The sequence below is a fragment of the Bacteroides celer genome (genome assembly GCF_002632415.2).
Taxonomy (GTDB): domain Bacteria; phylum Bacteroidota; class Bacteroidia; order Bacteroidales; family Bacteroidaceae; genus Bacteroides.
The window spans coordinates 4,167,784-4,189,851 of record NZ_CP178209.1; the positions used below are offsets into that span (position 1 = coordinate 4,167,784).

Genomic DNA, 22,068 nt, shown 5'->3' on the forward strand with positions numbered 1-22,068 from the left:
GTATTTGTATAGTTAAATCTGCTTGATTGTAATGGTCCCGTCCTGATAGTCCACCTGCACTTTCTCCAACTTATTCAGCAGTTCCAATGCTTCATCCAAATGGGTATTTTTATTAGCCCAGAAGTTCAACCTGATATGGTACAGTTCGCACCGCTCAAAATCGATATTCACATTATACCATCTTCCCAAAGCACCCATGATTTCTTCCAACGGCACATCCTCAAAGTAGAACATTCCCTCTGTCCAGGCTGTATATGTAGCGATATTCACTTCTGATACTTTTTCCTCTCCGGTTTCCGTATAGGTCAAATCCTGTCCCGGACGTAATGTTACCGACTTATTGTTAACTGTGTTTGTGACCTGCACCTTACCATTCACCAAAGTTACATGACGATCTTCAACACTATAGGAACGCACGTTGAATTTAGTTCCCAGCACCATGGTATTCATGCCATTAGCACATACAATAAACGGATGTTCGGCATCTTTTGCCACTTCAAAGCAAGCCTCCCCTTCTAGTTCCACACGTCGTTCTTTTCCATGAAATGCCACAGGGTAGCGCAAACGACTTTCAGCATTGAGCCATACCTTAGTCCCATCAGCCAGTACCAGCAGAAAATCTTTTCCACGTGGTGTAGTCAAAGTCTGACAGCATACAGTGTCTGCCGAGACAGTTTTCCAGTCTTTCACATCCATCACACTGTCTGTCAATAACTGCTGTTCACTACGACCATCCATTTGTAGGACCACATGTTCATCATTGTTGTTCGCAGCAAAAAAACGTATCGGCTGTTCTGCAGGTAAAGAAGTGGAAGGAAGCAAAGAAGGAATCAGAAAAGCCAGTATCAAGACAGCTGCAACAGAAGAAGCAATTGCCAAGATACGCATTTTCTTTCTGTACTTGCGTTTCCGTTGCAGATTCTCACGTATCACAGCTTCCTTACAAGCCATTAATTCCAAGAAAAGTTCTTTATTTTCAGGTATACCTATCCACTGAAGAAATTCATCAGTTTCTCTTAATTGTGGATGTTGTATGGCACGAAGTGCATAATCTAATTTTTTATCTGAATGGTCTATCATAGTGTCAATAGTTTCATTAAACACGTAAAGGTTACTGAAACTGATGACACCCCGATAGGATTTTTTTTAAAAAAAGATGGTTAATTGTTTTCGGAGTATCTTTAAAGCTCTGGCAATGTGCGTTCTAACGGTATTATCACTAATACGTAACTTTTCACTGATTTCCGCACATTTCTTTTCATTTAAGAAGAATTCTTCCACTACGGTTCGCATTTGTGGAGCCATCTGGCGAATACTCTCCTGCATCCGGTTTATCTTGTCTTCATACTCACGGTATTCTTTCACAGTCCAGCCACTGTAAAGTTCTTCCAGATATCTTTCCGCATTTTTATGCACCACGTTCTGATGACGTATTTGGTCAATACAACGATTTCGCACCATGACGAAGAATAACGGCAGCAGATCCTCTTCCGTTGTCAACCGTTCGTTGCTCTCAAGCACCGAACAAAAGACATCGTTCACCACATCTTTTGCGCTTTCCTCATCATTCAGCAGATTATATGCATGAATATAGAGTTTTTGCCAATGTTCCCTGTATATAACAGTTATAGCATTTTGACTATTATTCATGTATTTATAGTTACTTTTTGCGTTTCATAGAGCGCAAAGATAACCAATTGGAGCAAAAAACACTCTATTTATTAAAAAAGATTATAATTCATATAAATACATTTGTTGTTATAGACATATTCTATTCCCATCGTCTGACTCTTAATATTTTGACACTATGTTTCTCTCCAGAAAGATACGATTCACAACTATATCCGGCCGTTTCCATTCATCTGGACGTTGATTTAATCTTCGCTTTATCTTTACGCGTACAGAATGCTTCGGTTACTTTTTTTACACGAAGATAATTTATTGATACTCTGCTCATATATGCCCATTTTCTTTGTAATACATACTTTCCTTGTGATACAATCATACTATCTTTTACTTTTTTAAGGTGGAATTCAACAAAAATGATTATTTTTACGAGCAAATTATTGTCTAACTACCTGATAATACAGACATACCTTGAAAATAAACGAACAAAACGAAAGCGAATTCCTACAAAAGCTTATGAACAAAGCGAATATAGGATGGTGGGAAGCTGACTTGAAAGCAGAGACTTACAAGTGTTCGGAACTTATCTCCCAACTACTCGGAATAGGAGAAGACGGGCTCATCAGTTTCGAAGATTTCAACAAGCGTATTCTAAAAGAAGATCAGGGATACGCAACTTTTCCGTCTTTTGACAAAGTACAACAGACTGTAGAAGAAATATACTTGTTTGATACTCCCAAAGGTCATGTATGGATTCGTAGCAAGGCATGCTTCCAGGAAACAGACGAAAATGGTAACACCAAAGTATATGGAATTGCCGAAACCCAAGAGGGAATTCATATAGCATCTGCACACCAGGCTCTACAAAATAGCGAGCGGATCCTTCATAATATATATAAGAATCTTCCGGTAGGCATCGAATTATATGATAAGGACGGTCAAATGGTCGACCTGAATAAAAAAGATATGGAAATGTTCCGTATTTCCAATAAAGAAGATATTTTGGGAGTCAACATTTTCGAGAATCCTATATTGCCGGAAGAGATAAAACAGAAAATAAAAGACAATGAGAACGCAGATTTTACATTCCGGTATGACTTTTCCAAAATCAACAAATATTATCAGCCTAACAGTACAACCGGTTTCATTGACTTAACAACCAAAGTCACCACTCTATACGATCACAATCACGAACCTATCAACTACCTCTTAATTAATGTAGACAAGACCGAAGATACAATTGCTTATAATAAGATTCAGGAATTCGAGAGTTTTTTCGACCTGGTAGGAGATTATGCCAAAGTAGGTTACGCGCACTTCGATGCTTTGAGTCGGGATGGGTATGCTTTGAGAAGCTGGTACAGGAATGTAGGTGAAGAAGAGGGTACCCCATTGCCGGAAATCATCGGCATTCATTCCCATTTCCATCCAGAAGATCGGGCTGTGATGATCGACTTCCTGGATAAAGTGATAAAAGGAGAAAGTTCCAAGCTATCCCGCGATGTCCGGATTCGCAGAGCAGATGGAAATTACACTTGGACACGGGTTAACGTATTAGTAAGGAATTACCAGCCCCAGGACAATATCATCGAAATGCTGTGTATCAACTTTGATATTACCGAACTGAAAGAGACAGAGCGGATGCTAATTGGCGCCAAAGAGAAAGCTGAAGAAGCCGACCGGCTAAAATCTGCTTTTCTTGCGAATATGAGTCATGAGATACGTACCCCGCTCAATGCGATAGTAGGCTTTTCCAGTTTGCTTGAGGAAGCGGAGGATGCAGAAGAAAAACATCTGTATGCAACGATTATTGACGAAAACAACAAGCTCTTGTTACAACTGATCTCGGATATTCTTGACTTGTCAAAGATTGAGGCAGGGACTTTCGACATTATCCCGGAACAAGTGGATGCACAACAACTTTGCAACGAACTGCTACAATCTATGCAGGTAAGGGCTACAGAGCAAGTAGAGATTCTCTTAGCACCGGAACTGCCCGAGCTTACTTTTACCAGCGACAAAAACAGGTTGTATCAGGTATTGCTGAATTTTGTAACGAATGCTCTGAAATTTACTTCCGAGGGCAGTATTGTTATTGATTACCGAATCAACGGAAATGAAGTCAGATTCTCGGTTCAAGATACGGGAATGGGCATCGAACCGGAAAAGCAGGAAGCTATCTTTACCCGATTCGTGAAATTGAATAATTTTATTGCCGGCACAGGGCTGGGACTCCCTATCTGTCAAAGTATCGTCACACAGTTAGGCGGCAAAATCGGAGTGGAATCTGAACCGGGGAAAGGTTCTTGTTTCTGGTTTACGCATCCGATTAACTAAAATCTAAATTCAAAATAAATATCAGAAAACAATGTTTACCGGTTTCTCTTTAAGAAAATACGATCTGTTATAGTGTTGGGAAGTTCCGATTCATAATGTGTCACCATAATCATCGTCTTATCTTTGCGTCGGCAGAAAGCCTCAATCACTTTCTTTACCCGTCGACGATTATAAGTATCCAAGCCATGAAGCGGTTCATCCAGAATCAGCAGTTCCGGGTCTTTGACGAAAGCTCTTGCCAACAAGGACAAACGTTGTTCTCCACTGGATAGTTGCAGGAATGGTTTATCTTTCAAATCTGCAATGCCAAATATATCCATCCACCACTCACAGATAGCCATCTGTTCCGGTTGAGGACGTTTATACAGACCGATACTGTCATGCAAACCACTGGCTACAATCTCAATAGCGGGCAGATTTTTAAGATAAGCACGGTGCATCTCCGGACTTACGTAACCAATATGTTTCTTGATTTCCCAAATACTTTCTCCCGTCCCTCTTTTCCGTCCGAAGAGACTGATGTCACAGGCATACGATTGCGGATTGTCTGCACAGACAAGGCTCAACAGAGTCGATTTCCCAGCACCGTTCTCACCACTCAACGCCCACTTCTCACCACGACGGACTGTCCAGTCCAGTTCTTTCAGAATAGTTCGGTCGCCATAACGGATACTGACCTTATTAAGTTTTACTACTTCCTCCGAATCGTAATTGTTGCCATCAGATGGCAAATCTATAATCCGTTGCTGCAAATCATCCAAAGAGGTAACCACATCTCTACTGCGGAAAGCTTCCAGATAGGCTTCACGTTCCATTTTAGGAAAGACCTCCATTTTGTCCACAGGAATGACATGAGTGATGAATGAAGGTATATCATCGAGCATGGAAAGTACCAGAATGATCTGTACGGACGACATTTTTGTCAGACGTTCGAGCAAAGAAAACAACAGTTCACGCGTAGGAGCATCCAGTCCGATAAACGGATTATCCATAATCAACACGCGGGGAGCAGTCAACAGGGTTTTGGTTAGCTGGAATTTACGTAATTCACCGCTGGAAAGGAGAATGATTTTCTTGTCGAGCAACGGTTCGATACGGAAGAGTTCAAACAGTTCGCGTTGTAGTTGCTCGTCCTTGATTTCTCCCAACATCTCACGAACATCGGGAGCTTCATCCTGATCGTGAGCATTCCAACGCTGCTGGTAGTAGTAATTGGCATCGGCAGCTCCATAGGTATCACGGAAAGCAATGTATTTCACATTATCATAAAGAGTCTGGGTGGCAGAGGGGGAAAAATCATATTGTACGGTTCCTTCACGCAATGGATATTTTCCGATCAGGGTATCTACAAAAAGACTTTTACCACCACCATTGGGACCTACAATAGCTATGTGTTCATTCGCTCCGATAGTTGCCGTGATGGGTTTGGCTAAACGCACAAGCGGGTTGCGTGCTACGCCCCCCGCCATGCAGAATGTATTTTGGTTCATATTCTTTTATTCTGTTTTATTATTGCCCGCAAAGGTAACAATTTTATCATAAAAGACGCCAAATTGCAAACATATTCTTATTCGTTCCGTAGAAGGAATATCTTTATTTACTTACTAAACCCATAAGGTGGACATTCAAAATTGGTAATATCCAATTTGTATTCCATCATATCTTTCAACTCGTGTATGGGACGTTCCAATTCGTAAGGTATCGGTTGTCTGCTGAATTGCTGGAAGTAAAGCAAACAAGCATCCCGCCACCAGACAGCATCCCGTGCCTGAATCTTCAGGCGGTGTTGCACATCACGAAATCGTTCGGAATCAATATACGGTTCCATCCTGTCCCACACTTTTTGAAAGTTTCTCACTTCGTTTACACCACGATCATACGCGTAGCACAGTTCTGCCCAAAGTGTACGTCCGCTCTTCATCTGATGATTCCAAGGGACATGGTGAAACCAAAGGAGCAGATTCTCCGGACAAGTATTCACATTGTCCAGTTGCTCGCATAATGGAGAATGGTATTGTCCGGTAGCATTACTTCCTGTACTGCTGCGGTTGAAACCTATTCCCATGTTGTCGGCACGGTGGTAATAAGGAGGCAGCCAATCCGGGCGAGCATCGGGAATATCACACCAGGGTTCCGGTCCGTAATGATGTCCCCATGCAAAGATATGATGCAAGCCGAGAGGCATCATGTAGTCTACTACTGCTTCTCTCGATTTCTGAAGCACTTGGGAGTTGAGAAGGGAGAGTTGAGCGTCGATCTGCTCTTTTTGAATGACTTCTCCTGCCGGAGTATCGGTTTGCGCACCGGTAACGGGAAGAAAAGTCTGTTTCAACCATTCTTCTCCTATCTGTTCGGAAGAGAGCGAATGTTTCCATGCCAATCGTCCGAAAGCATACCAGTTGGCTTGAGCAAAAGGATGTCCACACCAATTAGTATCATCACCGATGTTTGCCACTCCGGAAATAGCCGTGAGCGGATGAAAGAATAAAGAACCATCTGTCACACGGGCAACGGTAGAGCCTTTGCCTTGCAGATAAGTATCACTGTCTAAACACTCTTTCCACATAGGAGCAAGGAATGCAAGATGATTGGAAAAACCAAGATACTCTTGTGTGATTTGAAATTCGGGCATAACTGCCGTCTTTTTCATGGCTCCGAACAGCGGGCTGAATGGTTCACGGGGTTGGAAATCTATCGGACCGTTCTTGATCTGCACAATAACATTATCCCGAAATTTATCATCCAAAGGTTCAAATTCAAGATAGGCTTGTTTGGCACGGTCGCTGTCGGTAGGAGAATAAACGAAAGCGCGCCACATCACAATGCCATGATAGGACCTCAACACATCGGCAAGCATATTGGCTCCTTCGGCATGAGTCCGTCCGTAGTCACACGGACCGGGCTGCCCTTCGGAATTCGCTTTCACCAGAAAACCTCCGAAATCGGGAATCAGAGAATAAATCTCTTTGGCTTTCTGCTTCCACCAGTTTATCACTTCTTTATTCAACGGATCGGAAGTGGATAAACCGCCTAAAGCTGCGGGAGAAGAGAAATTGATAGAAAGATATATTTTCAAGCCATAAGGGCGGAAAACGTCGGCCAAGACTTTGACTTTCTGCAAATAATCATTAGATAGTATCTTAGGACTTGCATTGACATTGTTTATTACAGTGGCATTAATGCCGATAGAAGCATTGGCACGAGCGTAGGCTTCATAACGGGGGGAGACAACAGACGGAAGTTCGTCCCATTTCCAAAGTGAATGTCCGGCATATCCGCGTTCGATTGTACCATCCAAGTTATCCCAATGATTCAGGATACGAATTCGATAATCAGGTCGTTCGGAGATATTGAGGGATTGCAAAGCTGATTCCGGTAGTTGTCCGGTAGCTTGCAGACGGAGTAAATGATACGTTCCATAAAGTACTCCTTGTTCACCGGAAGAAGCTATCGTTATTTGATTGCCACCTTTGGAGGTCTGAATCGTATATCCCTCATTTCCAAGTGCACGAAGTTCTTTATTGTTCCGGACCTCCAAAGTAACCGGGATTCCTCCCTGCCAGAAGTTCTGTAATTCGGAAACCGCAATACGTAATGTAGGTGATTGTTTCTTGCTGGTAATTTCCGCTTTCGCTCCCGATGCATAACGAAGCCACAAGGCACTTCCATCTTCAGCCCAAATAGAAGAAAAGCAAAAAAACAAAGTGAATGTCAATGCAAATATATTTCTCATAGTACAAAGTATGTTATCACAATTAATTTACAGTATGATAGCATAAGTAAATTAAGCATTCATAGTTAATAATAACCGCCTCTACCTGAAAAATCCCTATTACCTAATATTCTGGTAAAAGTAGGTATGTTTTTCAAATAGAAGCGGTTGTTTTAATGTATTCTATTATTCATCTTTTCCCTCGATAGTAATGATTCGCCCGTCTGCATCATACTGAAGTTCACAGACTTTTAGGCTACGGAGCCAAGTCTTTCCCTCTGATGGTACACAATCGTGATGAAACAGATACCACTTACCTTTAAACTCTACAATAGCATGGTGAGTAGTCCATCCTACCACCGGAGTCAGAATGACTCCCTGATAAGTAAACGGACCATAAGGGTTATCACCTGTTGCATAGCAGAGCAAATGAGTGTCTCCCGTAGAATAGGAAAAATAGTATTTACCATTATATTTATGCATCCACGAAGCTTCGAAGAAACGGCGTTCCGTATTCCCTGCTGTCAATGGCTTACCGTCTTCATCCAGAATTACCACTGCACGGGGTTCTTCGGCAAACTCCATCATGTCTTCACTCAAACGAGCAACACGCGACGGGATTGCCTCCTCCTCTCCTTCCGGAAAAATGGCAGATTCCAAGGCTTTATTATTACGGTAACGTTGAAGTTGTCCACCCCACAATCCACCGAAATATATATAATAGTTACCATCTCCGTCATCCCATACAGCCGGATCGATGCTGTAACTTCCTTTCATCGGATTAGCTTCCGGTATAAAAGGACCATAAGGTTTATCACTCACAGCTACCCCGATACGAAATATATCATTCTGATCTTTCAATGGAAAATACATATAGTACTTACCATCTTTACAAACCACATCACAATCCCATAGTTGACGGCCCGCCCAAGGAATATCCTCTGTGGAAAGCACCACTCCATGATCTTTTATTTCACCGTTCATCACATCATCCATAGAATACACGTGATAATCTTTCATATTGAAATGATCGCCATTATCATTTTCAGCAATACCACTTTCCCAATCGTGCGAGGGATAAATATACAGTTTGCCATCAAATACATGTACGGCAGGGTCAGCCATATAATCACCGGGAACTAAATATCTTTTTTCTGTTTTCATGCTTTTTCGGTTTTTCTGTTAGAAACTTATTTTGTTTTTTCAGCCTCTTTGATAATCAGGCCGACTACCGGCTTCGGCTGATAATTGCGATCAAAAAGTAACGGATAATCCGTGCGGCCTCTCATCGGCCAGTCATTACGCCAAGAGTTCTGATCGGCTACTCCCCAAAGAGTAACCCTGGTGATGAGGTTATGATGTTTCAGGAACAGACGGAAAAAGTCATTCATTCTTTCAGTCCATGCTTTCGATACCTCTTCCGGTAATCCATCCGGATAAGGATTCATCTCTTTCTTATATTCAAAGGAAGCGGAAACTTCTGCACCTACATTGGGATTCGGTGATGGTATCACCGTCAAATCCAGTTCTGTTATCATTATCTTCACTCCTGTTCCGGCAAAGGCCAGCATACTCTTCTCAAATTCACTGATTTTCGGGTAGTCCATGCCGATGTGTCCTTGCATACCTATGGCATCAATACGGATTCCACGTTTTTTCAAATCGTTCACCATTTTCACGACGGCTTCTCTTCTCCCCGGTTGGGCCATTGAGTAGTCATTGTAGTAAAGTTCGGCATCCGGATCAGCCTCGTGTGCATATTGGAAAGCCAATGGGATATATTCTTCCCCCAGAATCTCATAAAACTTTGTCTTGCGATATGCTCCATTATCTTCAATCGCTTCATTTACTACATCCCAGCCTTTGATACGGCCTTTATAGCGTTTCACGATGGTAGTGATATGGTCTTTCATCCGTTTCTTCAGGACTTCCGGAGAAACATTATTCCCGTCCTTATCTACGCAAAACCAAGGAGCCAATTGTGAATGCCAAATCAGGCAGTGACCAATGATAGCCATTTGATTGCTCTCACCAAAACTGACAAATTCATCTGCCTGCGCAAAATTATACTTATTTTCTTTCGGATGAATGACAGAAGACTTCATGCAGTTTTCCGCCACGATGGAATTAAAATTCTTCTTTACAATTTCAACAGCTGCGACATCCTTACCGGAACTTTGATGTGTGTTCACTGACACGCCAATCAAAAACTTGTTTTTCAAAGCCTTTTTCAGCGAATTTCCATCTTTCGCAAAAACTTCTCCATAAGAAAAAGAAAACATCACTGTCAATAACAACAGAATTATTCGTTTGAGTTTCATACGTTATATTTTTGAGTAATAAACATTCTACTATCTTATCTATTCGCCTTTTTTACAGCGCGATTCTATCTCCTCATTTATATTGTCAATCACATTATCTTCCAATTCATATTTAGAAATAATGAACATAGCGATCAAAAGCAACAACGCCGGAATAACGGCTACGAGCCACAGTATTCCCTGTTCGGCAAAAGGTGATTGTGACACTTCATTTGTCTGGTCGAATCCGACAAAAGCCATAACAAGTCCCGGTACAACTCCTCCAAGAGCCATTCCCGCTTTATAGAAAATACCAGTCAAAGCATTGACTATACCCGAAATACGTTTACCATGAGTATATTCGCCATACGAAATTACTTCGGGAACCAAAGCCCACATATACCCTGTCGCAATAATGACTCCCGTCGATTTTATGAACTGCGCCACAAAGACCAACCATATCTGCGTTTTGAGTACCGGAACCACAGAAATAATATACAGCAATGCCATACCCAATATAGCGACTGAAAGGAATACATAAAACATTTGCTTTTTTCCAATGGCACGTTTAATGGCAGGTACCATCGGCATGAAAATGAATGCGGGTATCGAGCCCAAGGCCATGAAATAAGGTAACATCTCCGGTGCACGTACATTATAAATCATATAATATGAACCGGCAGAATTACCAATCGCCATCATTGCAAAAGCAGTAATGAAAAAGAACGCCAAAATACGCAAAGGTTTATTTCTACAAAATTCTACCCACAAGTCGGACACTTTTACTTTAGATGTCTCCTCCTGATCCATAACCACACGCTCCTTCGTCTGGCTAAAGCAGAACATCAATAACGCCAATCCGATAACAGCATAAATAGTCATCGTAATAAACCATGCGTTAGCAGATGCAGTAGTATTGATTTTACCATCGGGAGACAACACCTTCACCAGTATCGGAATACCGTATGCCACAGCCAAACCACCCAAATTGGCAAGAAACATACGCACTGACGTCAACACCGTGATTTCATTCGTATCGCGGGTAAGTGACGCATTCAGTGCTCCATAAGGCACATTAATCAATGTATAACACATGGATAATCCAACGTAAGTGAAATAGGCATAGAACAGTGAACCCGAAAAGCCGTTCCAAAAACAAAGAATAGCAAAACCAGTCAGCGGAATTCCTCCCCAAATAAGATATGAACGGTATTTACCTAGTTTAGGATTGTGTTTATCGACGAAAGCACCCACCAGAGGATCCCAAAGGACATCCACTATCCTGACAATAAGAAACATCACGGCTGCCACTTCCGGTTTAAGTCCATATACATTGGTATAAAAAATCAGCAGATACATACATACGGTCTGGTAAATAAGGTTTTGCGCCAAATCACCGGAACCGAATCCTATACGTTGAAGCCAAGAGAGTTTATAGAAACCTTTCGCTTCATTGGTCTTTATTGTATTCTCCATAAAATAGATAAATTGGTCATTTTCTGTTTTTCGTATTCATTTCTATCAAGATAGCTGCTGCCACTCGTTGCCCTAGCGTCTTTTTATCCAATGGATGAATATCATTCCATTCTCCTAAATCACTATTTTTAATCAGAGTAACATTTTTATTTGTATCGGCTACTTCCGCCTGCGCTTTCCGGAATTCCGCCCAGGCAGTGCGTCCTCCTTTATCTGTGGGTGAAAGGAAATCCGCCAGCTCAATGATATAGAAAGGCATATCCGACTTATTCCATCGTTGTCTCCAATCGCTAATCATAGCCGTCAACAAGTCTTTATACTCATTTCTGCGTGAGACATTCGATTCTCCCTGATACCAGATGACACCGGATACCGTATAGTTCAGCAAAGGAGCAATCATTGCATTATACAGTCCTGTGGGTTTATAATGAAAAGCCGTTTGTCCCGGAGCAGCGGGCATAGGAGCACCAAGATGATATTTCCAACTCCCCTCCAAATTGATCTCCGATTCTCCTTTTTCCGGCTGACCTTTTCCGAAAAGGATTTTATAAGGCTTTTCCTTTACAAATTGAGGACGACCGCCATAACTGAAAAGGCGTATGGTTATTGTATTTTTTCCGGCTTTCAACAATCCGGCAGGAATGGTGTAGATACGGGGAGGATACTGATAAGAGACAGTCCCCACAAATGTGCCATTTACATAGACCGAATCTGCATCTACGATGCATCCCAAACGAAGAGTCGCTTTCTCTCCCGCCTGTTGTGCAGACACCTGAAAGTCTTTACGGAACCAGTGGGAGCCATTGACGGTATTCAGTCCGTTTGTTGCCCAGCCGGAAGTAAACAAATCTGTTTCTGTCCAATTGCTATCATCATAATCGGCAGCATACCAAGGGGTAGCCTCATGCATCCCTTTATCTCCCTGAAACAACGCCACATTCCAGGCATGACTTTTCTTCCTCTCCTCTTTTTTCATCGACTCCATCAAATCGTCTGACTCATAGATACGCTTTTCATTCAAATAAAATGGAAAAGGCTTCAACCCTCCCTCACTGATCCACGCTTCTACCGGTGAACCTCCGACACTGGAATTTATGATTCCTACCGGAACCTTTGTCTTTTGATAGACATCTTTAGCGAAGAAATAGGCTAAAGCAGAGAAAGGCATCACATTTTCAGGAGTCATCGCTTGCCAGGAAATTCCCGGAATATCTGCCTGCGGAGCATGAAAATTATAGAGCAGAGGTGTTTTTATATAGCGTACCATCGGATAGTTACTGTCCGTAGATATTTCATCGCGAAAACGATCTGTAACCCGTGAAACAGGCAATTCCATATTCGACTGTCCCGAACATACCCAAACATCACCAATAAGAATATCCTTTAATTCGATATCATTAATGGCCATCGTATAAGGTCCGCCAGCTTTCAATATAGGCAAAGTCACTTTCCAGTTACCTTGTACATCAGCAACAGTCTTATATTTCTTTTTCAGGAAAGTTATATCAACGGTTTCATCAGGATCAGCCGTTCCCCAGATATTGACAGGTTCCCCACGCTGAAGTACCATTCCGTCGGAAACAAGAGTCGGAAGTTTAACCTTTGCTCCGCCCAACAAGGCGAAGCAAAGGAACACAACTACTAACCCTACCTTATAAAACCAATACTTATTCATTCTGTCTTTTCTTTTATATGTCTTTATTTCATGATAATTTAGCAAGAGAAGAAATCCATCGGGATTCCACTTTGCAAACTTAGGAAGTTTCTTCCCACTTACCCAGAAATTCTGATTCAAATCATTACTCGCTTGTTACATCATCGTTTACGTATGTTACAAAAACTTGTTGTAATGTTACATTCAAGCTGAAACCACCGATGAACAGGAGGAAAACGAAAGTTTTAGAAAGAGCGGATTACAGTAGTTATTGTTATTCATTCGATCCGCTCCAGGATGATAACAACTACTGTAACCCTCACTCTCCCCCTCTTTAATTATTATAAAATCATTTATTCCAAATCTCCGGTAAAGTCTTCGCTGACATCCTTACCAGCCAAACCATCGGCTACTCCCTTATAAGCATGTTTACGTGCATAATTAGCATCCCAAAGGTTCGGAGCGTCATTCGGTATCCAATTCACATGTTCTTTTTCATTGTCCGATACTCCCCAGATGGTAATACCATATTGTTTATCCACCGGAATATACTTCTTGTACATATCAATAACATACTGATACATTTCTGCCTGTTGTGCCAGATTTTCAGTAGTAGGCGACGAGGTGTTAACCTTAATATCCAACTCGGATACTTTAATCAACTTGCCGGTAGCACCCAGTTTCTGGAACATTTGAGCAATATTGTCTTTATTGGAATCAATAGCAATATGCATTTGTGTACCAATACCATCCACTATGGCCCCTTTGCTTTCGATGTATTCCACATATTTAATCAGACCGTCACACTTATTGAGGTTATATTCCAGATTATAATCATTGATGAATAGTTTATCATCCGGATTTCCATACTGACGGGCAAGTTTGAAAGCTTCTACTGCATAGTCTTTCGGAGTCAGGAAATAATCTTGCCAGTAGAATTCATCAGAAGCCAGATCAGTTTTGCCTTTACCAGTCTTAATGTCTGATGTTTTTCCGTCATCCATTGGTTCATTGACTACGTCCCATGCATGAACATAAGGTTTGCAATGGGTAACCATCTTTGAAATCCAGTCTTCCATAGCATCTCTGATAATCTCGGCTTTTTCTTCGTCGGTCTTCTCAATGATAGTAGGACCGGAAGCGCGAGTGACTGCACGTGTCTCCACCACTTTCTCCGACAATACGATATTATCTATATAATAATCGCCTGCACTAACTCCGAAATTGATACAGAATCGATTCATATCCTCTTTAGACACTGTAAATTCTTTCTTAAATTCTGTCCAAGTCGTACTCACATTTCCATCTACATAGCATTCACCTGCATAACTCGTTGAGTTCTGAATTTGAATTTGGAAAGTAGTTGAGACACTTGCTTTAATCATAGCAGAGAACTCATAGGTCTTGCCGACTTCCAAAGGAGTATCAAAGCCATATCCAGCCTGTGCCTTATATGCATTGCCCGCCCCTCCGTCAACAGAACTAGTCAGCTTCATCGAATATGAACTTCCATATCCTTCACCTTCTTCCGAAATCGCGGCTTTTCCACTACTCCAAGCTCCCCAAGGAGTAATAGCTTTGCTTTCAAAATCTCCGTTAGAAATCAGATTAACCACAGTAGGATCGGCATCTTTGTCTGTCACAACAATATTATCTACATAATAAGTCACATCCGGCAAATAACCAAATTCAAATGCAATCTGAAATGTAGTACTAACAAAATCATTCACTGTGATCTTCACCTGCTGCCATTGAGACGTTGTCTCAAAAGCTTCCGTCCAACTGCCACCTGTAGCATACCAGTCTTTATATGGATAATTATTTCCTAACCCAGCGAAAGTCAACCGGGCTTTACCAGCTTTATCCGAACGGACAAAAAATGAAATTTCATAATTATGCCCACTTACTGCTGAAATGTCAGGAGTATATAATTGCACAGAATGAGCAGCCGTTACAGAAGATCCTACTGTAAATTTCAATGCTTTGGAAGTAGTTGTCAGTCCTTCCCCTTCCACAATGGACATCGCATCACTTCCATTTTTACGATTCCAGCCATCAAAGGTTCCATCTTCAATGCCTGACAGATCCAACAAATTACTGCCCGCCGGTCCCGGAATAACTTCCGGTGCAATCAGACTATTCAGATAACTCGCATTCTGATTAGTGTGCCAAATCAGACAGTGTCCATAAATGCTTATACCCGCTTCTGTAGTCTTTGTAAACAATTGATCTACCTTATCAAATTTCAAATTCCCTTTAGAATCGACCATAGGACCGTGCTTCATGGCATATCCTATCGTCAGATCATTAAAGTTCTCATTCACAATGGTAGTCGTTGTCTCGTCACCAAGATATTCATCCATCCCCACTCCGATACCCAACTTAAAGTTGGGATCGGATAAATATTCTTTCAACGGCTTGTAACGGGAAATCTTTTCAGCCAACTGTAAAGGCAGTTCGGAAGAAGTAACCGCTCCATGTGTAGGGTCTTTATACCACTCCATCTTATTATCGTCACACGATGTCAATATCAGCACCGACAAGGCAACAAACGGAAGCATATTTCTGTATTTCATAATCTTTTCAATTTAAAGTCATTATTATTCTGCATCCTCTTCTTCGTCCGGGAAATCGGTATATTCCGGCTTCGTCAAAGGTACGACACGCCAGTTATCAATATAAATCTTCACGGAAGTTGCTTTGGATAGAAACTCTGTTTCTTTATCCGAGCTCGCACCTGTGATCTTATCCAATGTAATATCAGAGTTCTCAAAATAGAAACCGAAGTTGGCATAAGAAGCAGATGCACGGGTAGCGGCCACATCGGCAAAAGTGGTCCAAGCTCCGCTGGATGCTTTCGATTTGTAGAATTCACTAAACGGAACAGTTACAGTCTGCCAACCGGTTGTCTGGAAAGGAACAATCTTTCCGTCTACAAGCCACGGTACGTAATTATAACAGTCTCTCTCCCATTCTCCACCGTTGAATCCGTTCTGACCACAAATCTTCAGGAATCCGGATTCAGACCAAGGTTCGGGCACATAAATTTCAAACTGAATAGCACATTCGGCAACAGGAGTTTCAGCAGGGACACCCAGCGTCAACCAGTCAGGATCAGTGCCATTACCAGCTGTCCAAACTTCAGCACAACGATTCTTCGCTGCTGCCACCGGCAACTGTCTTTCTAATGGCAAACGACAGTAAGCACCTTGCGACACATTACCTTCACCAATCGAAGCAGATTCCAGTTCGGTTGTTTGAATCATACTTTCAGAATCGCCCCATGCCCCTTGTGCACCCACTCCGTCGAAGTTCAACAACAAGCCTTTCTTATAATTGAAATAGGCAGGAGAATAAGCACCACCATTCGAACCTTCTACGAAAATAGAACCGCCCTCTTCAGAAACTCCGGCAGGCATATCCACCATAAAATATTCACCGTCAAGATCAGAAATAATACCTTCTGTCACCACCACATTTCCGGGGAAAACGACTTTTGCTATTTCCGTCAATCCACTTCCGTAAACAATGATAGGTTCACCTATATTCGGCATACAGTTGGAGATTTTCGTTATAGACGGTGCAGCAGCACGAATCTGGAAATCATAAACGTATTCACCGCCATCTTTTACCAAACGAATTGTATTACGTACATTCTCGTCAGCTTCTGTAGTCGGAACTTTACTGTTCACACTAACCAAAAAAGATTTATTCGAAACAAAAACCGGATTAAAATAACAGTTATATCCATTAATATACACTTTCTTCAATCCGTTGAATCCTTCACCTTCAATTCGAATCAGTTGTCCCAAACGGGCAAAATCAACCAAACGGTCAGGAACATTCGACTTCGCGTCTTCCAGATAGATCCCTGTTATGTTCATCACAGAACTTCCGCCATTATCGTCATCGTCGTCACACGAAACAAATGAACAAGAGCAGATGAGCAGACTCACCAATAAGCCAAATGCTTTCATACTATTTTTATATATCAAGCTTTTCATTCGTATTCTCGTTTTTAGTTAAACAAATCGGTTATTCTGTCTTCCTTAAATGCATAAGGCATAGGATCCGCTTTCAACAAAGGATTTTGCACAGTCTCCGATTCCGGATAAGGAAGAAGGAATATACTGGAATCGACGTCACCTATGGCACGCTTCGTTTCATCCGAATCCTCGTCTCTCTTCAAAGTCTGTGTATCCGCATCCCATACTACAGGAATAGCAGTACCCCTATCCTGTCCGGTGATATAATTGAGTACTTCCTGTTGTTTATAATAAGCTCTACGTACCAAGTCATACCAATACTGTCCTTCCAGACAAAGTTCCAGTCTACGCTCACGACGAATATCTTCGTAAGTAATCGAATTTTGGGGTTCCAAACCGGCACGCTTGCGCACTTTGTTAAAGTATTCCATTGCATCGGCATCATCTGTTGAAGGATTATTTCCCAATATAGCTTCTGCATAAATCAGATATACTTCTGCCAGACGCAACATGTAAGTATTGATAGGAGTACTTCCGGAAGTGATCTTCGCATTATCTTTGCTAGAACCACAAACATATTTCTTACAATAAATTCCGGAAACAGTACCCGATGCTTTCTTCTCACAAGTATATCCTCCGTTTGCTTTCTGTATTTCAGGATAATGATCGCCATAAGCCATCCAAGTCGGCTGACGCCGTTTATCTCCTTTTTCATACTCCCAAATCACGTCCGGTTGTGCAAAAACATAACCGCCCCATGCACGGTCATTACCGGTAATAGCCGACTCACAAGCAAAATAGTCCTGTATCGTATTACATTCCCCATACGTACCATTACTAACCCATTGTAAAGCAAACAGTGTTTCCGAGTTGTTATTTTTATCAATCATAAACAAATCGGCATAATCAGTCATCAGTTCAAAATTTCTGTTTTCTATCACTTTTAAAGCCGCTTTCTTTGCCAAATCCAGATAGTCCTGATTACGGGTCGCACTATTAGGGTTACTACTATAACCGGCATACGTCAGATAAACACGCGACAACATGCCAAAGGCACTGTATTTATTGACACGTCCGGCAGCAGAAGAAACCTCCGGCAAATATTTTGCCGCAAATTCCAAGTCACGCATCGCAAATTCATAGACATCACTTACCGGGCTAGTATTGACAATTGGATTAGCCACCAGTTCATCCGTATCCTCATTTATAATAACATTTCCCCATAACATCGCCAGATAGGAATAAGCAACTCCACGCATGAACCGTGCTTCAGCAATATATGGGTTCTTCACTTCTTCGCTATTGGATGAGTTACCTTTGATCCCGTTAATAATCTTATTAGTTTGCTGTACTATATTGTATAATGAGCCCCAAGCCGAAACTAACGGCCCCGTCAATCCGGTTTCGGTCAAATCGGCAAAAGGATAGATATAATTAGAGGTTGTCGCACAAAGGTTGAATCCGCGTCCATCACCCAGTCCATAATAGAACTTATCGTTAAAGTCGAACCACACCTTATTGTACAAAGGAGCTGTTGCTGCCCGGAAATCATCTTCCGTTTGATAAAAGTTATCTCCTGCGATATTGGAGTTATCTTCAGAATCGAGGAAGTCACTGCATCCTGCAAACGCCAAAGCTACAGCCAACATGAAAGAGTATATATATTTACTTGTTTTCATATTTAGTCACTTTAAATGATTAAAAGGTTAAATTCAGACCGAATGTATAAATTCGCGGAGAAGGATAACGATAGTTATCAAAGCCTGTAAGCAAAGCGTCCTGATTGGCAGAACCTATTTCCGGGTCCATCCCTTTGTATTTTGTGAATGTATATACATTCTGCAGGTTACAATAAAGTTTCAGATTCTGAATACCAATCGGTGCCAACCATTTACGCGGGAACGTATAGCCGAAAGAGATAGACTGAATACGCAGGAAAGAACCATCTTCCACAAAGCGGTCACTGAAACGATAATTGGAATCATCTGTCCCTTTGGCAATAGCCATACGGCAAGCATAAGGGTCACCGCCTACAATCTGTATATTCCGATAATCATCCGGACCATTCGGATCAATCAAAGCCAGTTGTGCATAATCCAACGCCGATTTCAGGATATTATTATTGCCCCGTGGATTTTCAAGTTCACGACGCCCCCAGTTTACAACTTCATTTCCCACCGATCCGGTCAGGTTAATGCTCAAGTCGAAGCCTTTATAAGAGAAAGAGTTACCGAAGCCGAAAGTAAAGTCCGGTTCAGGATTACCGATATAAGTACGGTCCTGTTCATTGATAACACCGTCTTTGTTTACATCTTCAAAAATATAATCACCAATCCAGATACTATTCTTGGAAATCGACATACCTTCAGGCAATGCTACCGGCTTAATTGCTCCGGAAGCATCTTTATAGTAAAAGTCAGTAGCCTTTTCAAAGCGGCCAATCACTTTATAACCATAAAACTGTCCGATAGGGTTTCCTACTGATGTACGTGTCAGTACGGTTATTGTTTCGCCTGTCTGATTACTCTTATCTATCAGGCTGGTTGCCGTATCCAGCGATTTTACTTTATTACGGTTCATAGAGAATACCACGTTACTTCTCCATTGAAATCCGCCTTTATCAATATTCACTGTATTTAAAGTCAACTCAAGTCCTTTATTCTCCAAAGAACCCACATTCTTCCAGGGTGCGGAAGTAGAGCCCTGACCTGAAGTTCCCACGTAAGCAGGAAGAGGCACTTGCAACAACAAATCATTTGTTTTCTTATAATAAATATCGGCTATCAATTCAATCCTGTTCTGGAAAAGATTAATATCAAGTCCCAGATTACTTGAATAAGTAGACTCCCATTTCAATTCGGGATTCGGAGTATTGCCAGCCAGCAATCCTGTTCCCCAAACGGTAGCAACAGATGAATAAATGGCTTTATATGCATTATTAGGCACATTCTGATTACCTACAACACCCCATCCTAAACGCAATTTCAGATTATTAATAATATTGTTGTCTTTCAAAAAAGATTCATTGGAAACCTTCCAAGCCAAAGCAGCCGACGGGAACCATCCCCAACGATTATCTTTGTAGAATTTGGAAGAACCGTCGCGACGAAGAGTAAATGTCAACAGATATTTGTCATCGTATGAATAGAACAGACGGCCGAAATAAGATAAAATCGAACTTTCTCCACTATTACCATTATTCTTGGCTGTTGCGGCATCTCCCAATGTCAGGTCGGTTGCAGCATTGGACAAATATCCCATACGGCTTCCCATCAGATATTCCCATTTGCTCTCCTGCATTTCCTGGCCAATCATTGCATTCACATTGTGCACTCCAAAAGTTTTCATGTAATTCACGATATTTCTCCAACTCCAGAACTTATTATATGATTTGGAGAAAGTCCCCTGACGGTCCGTATTTTCAATCGCACCAAAAGTATATGAGGGATCAAATTTATAAGTATTAGTTACCCCATAATCGAAAGACAATTCCGTTTTAAACGTCAGTCCGTCAATGATAGTAGCTTCAGCATAGGTGTTTGCCCGAATACCCATTTTCTCGTTGCGGTTATCCTTAATCATGGCAAGACCCACCGGATTCGTTTGTACCCATTCGTCCGTATCCGGTCCGTCAAATGTGCCTTCAGCATTACGAACAGCCACACTCGGACTCTGCAATAAAGCAGTTCTAATCAACGACTCGTCAGATACAGTCAATTTCTGACGGGAATTACTAAACGCAAAGTTAATACCCATTTTTAAATAGCTCTTCACCTGGGCATCAAAACTACCTCGTAAGTTCAGACGCCTGAACCCTGAACCAACAGCAATACCATCCTGATTGAGGTAACCTGCTCCCAATGCATAGTTACTTTTATCAGTACCTCCGGTCACAGAAAGATTATGACTGGTCATCATAGCTTTAGAGAACATCTCATCCTGCCAGTCTGTACCCTCACCTAGTAAATCCGGACGAACAAAGTTATTATCCTTGTTCACTATTCCCCAATCATTTCCCGAATAGTCTTTTCCTGAACGAACATTCTTATGCTCCGCATATTCACGCAGATTCAGCATATCCAGTTTTTTAGGCATTTCCTGCCATCCTATATATCCGTCATAAGTTATTTGCGCCTCACCCTTCTGTCCACGTTTGGTAGTAATCATAATCACACCGTTTGCAGCTCGCGCACCATAAATAGCAGTGGCGGAAGCATCCTTTAATACGTCCATAGAGACGATGTCCGAAGGATTGATAGATGCCAGTGCATTATCACTTCCCGAACCTGTGGAACCGTCGATGATAACACCGTCAATGACAAAGATAGGTTCATTGGAGGCATTCAAAGAGTTGATACCACGAATACGGATGGAAGAACTACCACCGGGCATACCGCTATTAGCCTGTACCTGCACACCAGCAGCACGTCCTTGCAGTACCTGGTCAACGGAAGTCACTACAGATTTCTTAATGGCTTCATCGTTGACCGATACAACAGAACCGGTCAGGTCACTACGTTTCATCTGACCATATCCAACTACAACTACTTCGTCTAATACTTTTGCATCTTCTTTGAGGGTAATATCAAACTGCTTTTTCCCGGCTACAGGAATCGTTTGTGTCTGATATCCGATAAAAGAAATCTTCAAGCTACCTTTGGCTGATACATTCAACTTAAAATTACCATCCAAATCGGTAACTATACCATTGGTAGTGCCAGCTTCTACTACACTGGCTCCGATAATCGGTTCGCCCGATGCATCTTTGACCATCCCCGTCACGGAAACAGTCTGTGCCAATACCCATACAGGGAAGAGGCAGAAAAGAATGATAAGACCTAACGGTCGAAAATAATGATTTGTGCTTTCCATAAAATCATTTTTTTAATTAATAATGATAGTGGTTAATCCAAGTTATAGGTTTTTCTCTTCTTATTTATAATAAGGAATAGAGTAAGGAATTCATGTTTCCATAAG

13 protein-coding genes are annotated in these 22,068 nt (G+C 41.7%); 1 reads left to right on the top strand and 12 read right to left on the bottom strand.

Annotation, left to right across the window (positions count from 1 at the left end):
• Positions 1 to 12: 12 nt before the first annotated feature.
• Together CJF29_RS17180 and CJF29_RS17185 are read right to left on the bottom strand one after the other, a co-directional pair.
• On the bottom strand, positions 13 to 1,080 hold the full coding sequence (locus CJF29_RS17180; protein WP_004321485.1) for a FecR family protein: 1,068 nt from the start codon (positions 1,078 to 1,080) through the stop codon (positions 13 to 15).
• Between the two features lie 66 nt (positions 1,081 to 1,146).
• On the bottom strand, positions 1,147 to 1,650 hold the full coding sequence (locus tag CJF29_RS17185; RefSeq protein WP_004300832.1) for an RNA polymerase sigma factor: 504 nt from the start codon (positions 1,648 to 1,650) through the stop codon (positions 1,147 to 1,149).
• Positions 1,651 to 2,142: 492 nt separating this feature from the next.
• Between CJF29_RS17185 and CJF29_RS17190 the strand changes: the two genes are divergently transcribed.
• A complete protein-coding gene (locus tag CJF29_RS17190) occupies positions 2,143 to 3,963 on the top strand; it encodes a PAS domain-containing sensor histidine kinase (RefSeq protein ID WP_081352754.1) in 1,821 nt (606 codons plus the stop codon).
• 35 nt (positions 3,964 to 3,998) lie between these two features.
• Here CJF29_RS17190 and CJF29_RS17195 read toward each other — a convergent pair whose 3' ends face one another.
• The 10 genes from CJF29_RS17195 to CJF29_RS17240 form a co-directional block, all read right to left on the bottom strand.
• A complete protein-coding gene (locus CJF29_RS17195) occupies positions 3,999 to 5,453 on the bottom strand; it encodes an ATP-binding cassette domain-containing protein (protein ID WP_008774775.1) in 1,455 nt (484 codons plus the stop codon).
• A 107-nt stretch (positions 5,454 to 5,560) separates the two neighbouring features.
• The gene (locus tag CJF29_RS17200; RefSeq protein WP_074558741.1) at positions 5,561 to 7,696 is read right to left on the bottom strand and encodes an alpha-glucuronidase family glycosyl hydrolase; all 2,136 of its coding nucleotides are present in this window, start codon (positions 7,694 to 7,696) and stop codon (positions 5,561 to 5,563) included.
• Positions 7,697 to 7,861: 165 nt separating this feature from the next.
• Positions 7,862 to 8,839 (bottom strand): glycoside hydrolase family 43 protein, encoded by a 978-nt coding sequence (locus tag CJF29_RS17205; RefSeq protein WP_099147045.1) that lies wholly within the window; start codon positions 8,837 to 8,839, stop codon positions 7,862 to 7,864.
• Between the two features lie 26 nt (positions 8,840 to 8,865).
• Positions 8,866 to 9,996, bottom strand: coding sequence for an endo-1,4-beta-xylanase (locus tag CJF29_RS17210; protein ID WP_004326483.1), 1,131 nt, complete (start codon positions 9,994 to 9,996; stop codon positions 8,866 to 8,868).
• A gap of 39 nt (positions 9,997 to 10,035) precedes the next feature.
• Positions 10,036 to 11,451: an MFS transporter gene (locus CJF29_RS17215; protein WP_099147046.1), complete on the bottom strand. Its 1,416-nt coding sequence runs from the start codon at positions 11,449 to 11,451 to the stop codon at positions 10,036 to 10,038.
• A 16-nt stretch (positions 11,452 to 11,467) separates the two neighbouring features.
• Positions 11,468 to 13,126 carry a sialate O-acetylesterase gene (locus CJF29_RS17220; RefSeq protein ID WP_004304379.1) on the bottom strand — a complete coding sequence of 553 codons (1,659 nt, stop codon included), beginning with the start codon at positions 13,124 to 13,126 and terminating at the stop codon, positions 11,468 to 11,470.
• A gap of 332 nt (positions 13,127 to 13,458) precedes the next feature.
• Positions 13,459 to 15,681, bottom strand: coding sequence for an endo-1,4-beta-xylanase (locus CJF29_RS17225; RefSeq protein WP_009040541.1), 2,223 nt, complete (start codon positions 15,679 to 15,681; stop codon positions 13,459 to 13,461).
• 24 nt (positions 15,682 to 15,705) lie between these two features.
• Positions 15,706 to 17,109, bottom strand: a complete 1,404-nt coding sequence (locus CJF29_RS17230; RefSeq protein WP_004311416.1) for a glycan-binding surface protein — start codon at positions 17,107 to 17,109, stop codon at positions 15,706 to 15,708.
• Between the two features lie 14 nt (positions 17,110 to 17,123).
• Positions 17,124 to 18,770 carry a RagB/SusD family nutrient uptake outer membrane protein gene (locus CJF29_RS17235; protein WP_004300844.1) on the bottom strand — a complete coding sequence of 549 codons (1,647 nt, stop codon included), beginning with the start codon at positions 18,768 to 18,770 and terminating at the stop codon, positions 17,124 to 17,126.
• 19 nt (positions 18,771 to 18,789) lie between these two features.
• Complete coding sequence (locus CJF29_RS17240) at positions 18,790 to 21,963, bottom strand: SusC/RagA family TonB-linked outer membrane protein (RefSeq protein ID WP_004311414.1); 3,174 nt, start codon at positions 21,961 to 21,963, stop codon at positions 18,790 to 18,792.
• Between the last annotated feature and the right edge of the window lie 105 nt (positions 21,964 to 22,068).

Coding starts and splice junctions, on each gene's coding strand:
- CJF29_RS17180 (WP_004321485.1), bottom strand. CDS start 1,080: ATGATAGACCATTCAGATAAAAAATTAGATTATGCACTTCGTGCCATA.
- CJF29_RS17185 (WP_004300832.1), bottom strand. CDS start 1,650: ATGAATAATAGTCAAAATGCTATAACTGTTATATACAGGGAACATTGG.
- CJF29_RS17190 (WP_081352754.1), top strand. CDS start 2,143: ATGAACAAAGCGAATATAGGATGGTGGGAAGCTGACTTGAAAGCAGAG.
- CJF29_RS17195 (WP_008774775.1), bottom strand. CDS start 5,453: ATGAACCAAAATACATTCTGCATGGCGGGGGGCGTAGCACGCAACCCG.
- CJF29_RS17200 (WP_074558741.1), bottom strand. CDS start 7,696: ATGAGAAATATATTTGCATTGACATTCACTTTGTTTTTTTGCTTTTCT.
- CJF29_RS17205 (WP_099147045.1), bottom strand. CDS start 8,839: ATGAAAACAGAAAAAAGATATTTAGTTCCCGGTGATTATATGGCTGAC.
- CJF29_RS17210 (WP_004326483.1), bottom strand. CDS start 9,996: ATGAAACTCAAACGAATAATTCTGTTGTTATTGACAGTGATGTTTTCT.
- CJF29_RS17215 (WP_099147046.1), bottom strand. CDS start 11,451: ATGGAGAATACAATAAAGACCAATGAAGCGAAAGGTTTCTATAAACTC.
- CJF29_RS17220 (WP_004304379.1), bottom strand. CDS start 13,126: ATGAATAAGTATTGGTTTTATAAGGTAGGGTTAGTAGTTGTGTTCCTT.
- CJF29_RS17225 (WP_009040541.1), bottom strand. CDS start 15,681: ATGAAATACAGAAATATGCTTCCGTTTGTTGCCTTGTCGGTGCTGATA.
- CJF29_RS17230 (WP_004311416.1), bottom strand. CDS start 17,109: ATGAAAAGCTTGATATATAAAAATAGTATGAAAGCATTTGGCTTATTG.
- CJF29_RS17235 (WP_004300844.1), bottom strand. CDS start 18,770: ATGAAAACAAGTAAATATATATACTCTTTCATGTTGGCTGTAGCTTTG.
- CJF29_RS17240 (WP_004311414.1), bottom strand. CDS start 21,963: ATGGAAAGCACAAATCATTATTTTCGACCGTTAGGTCTTATCATTCTT.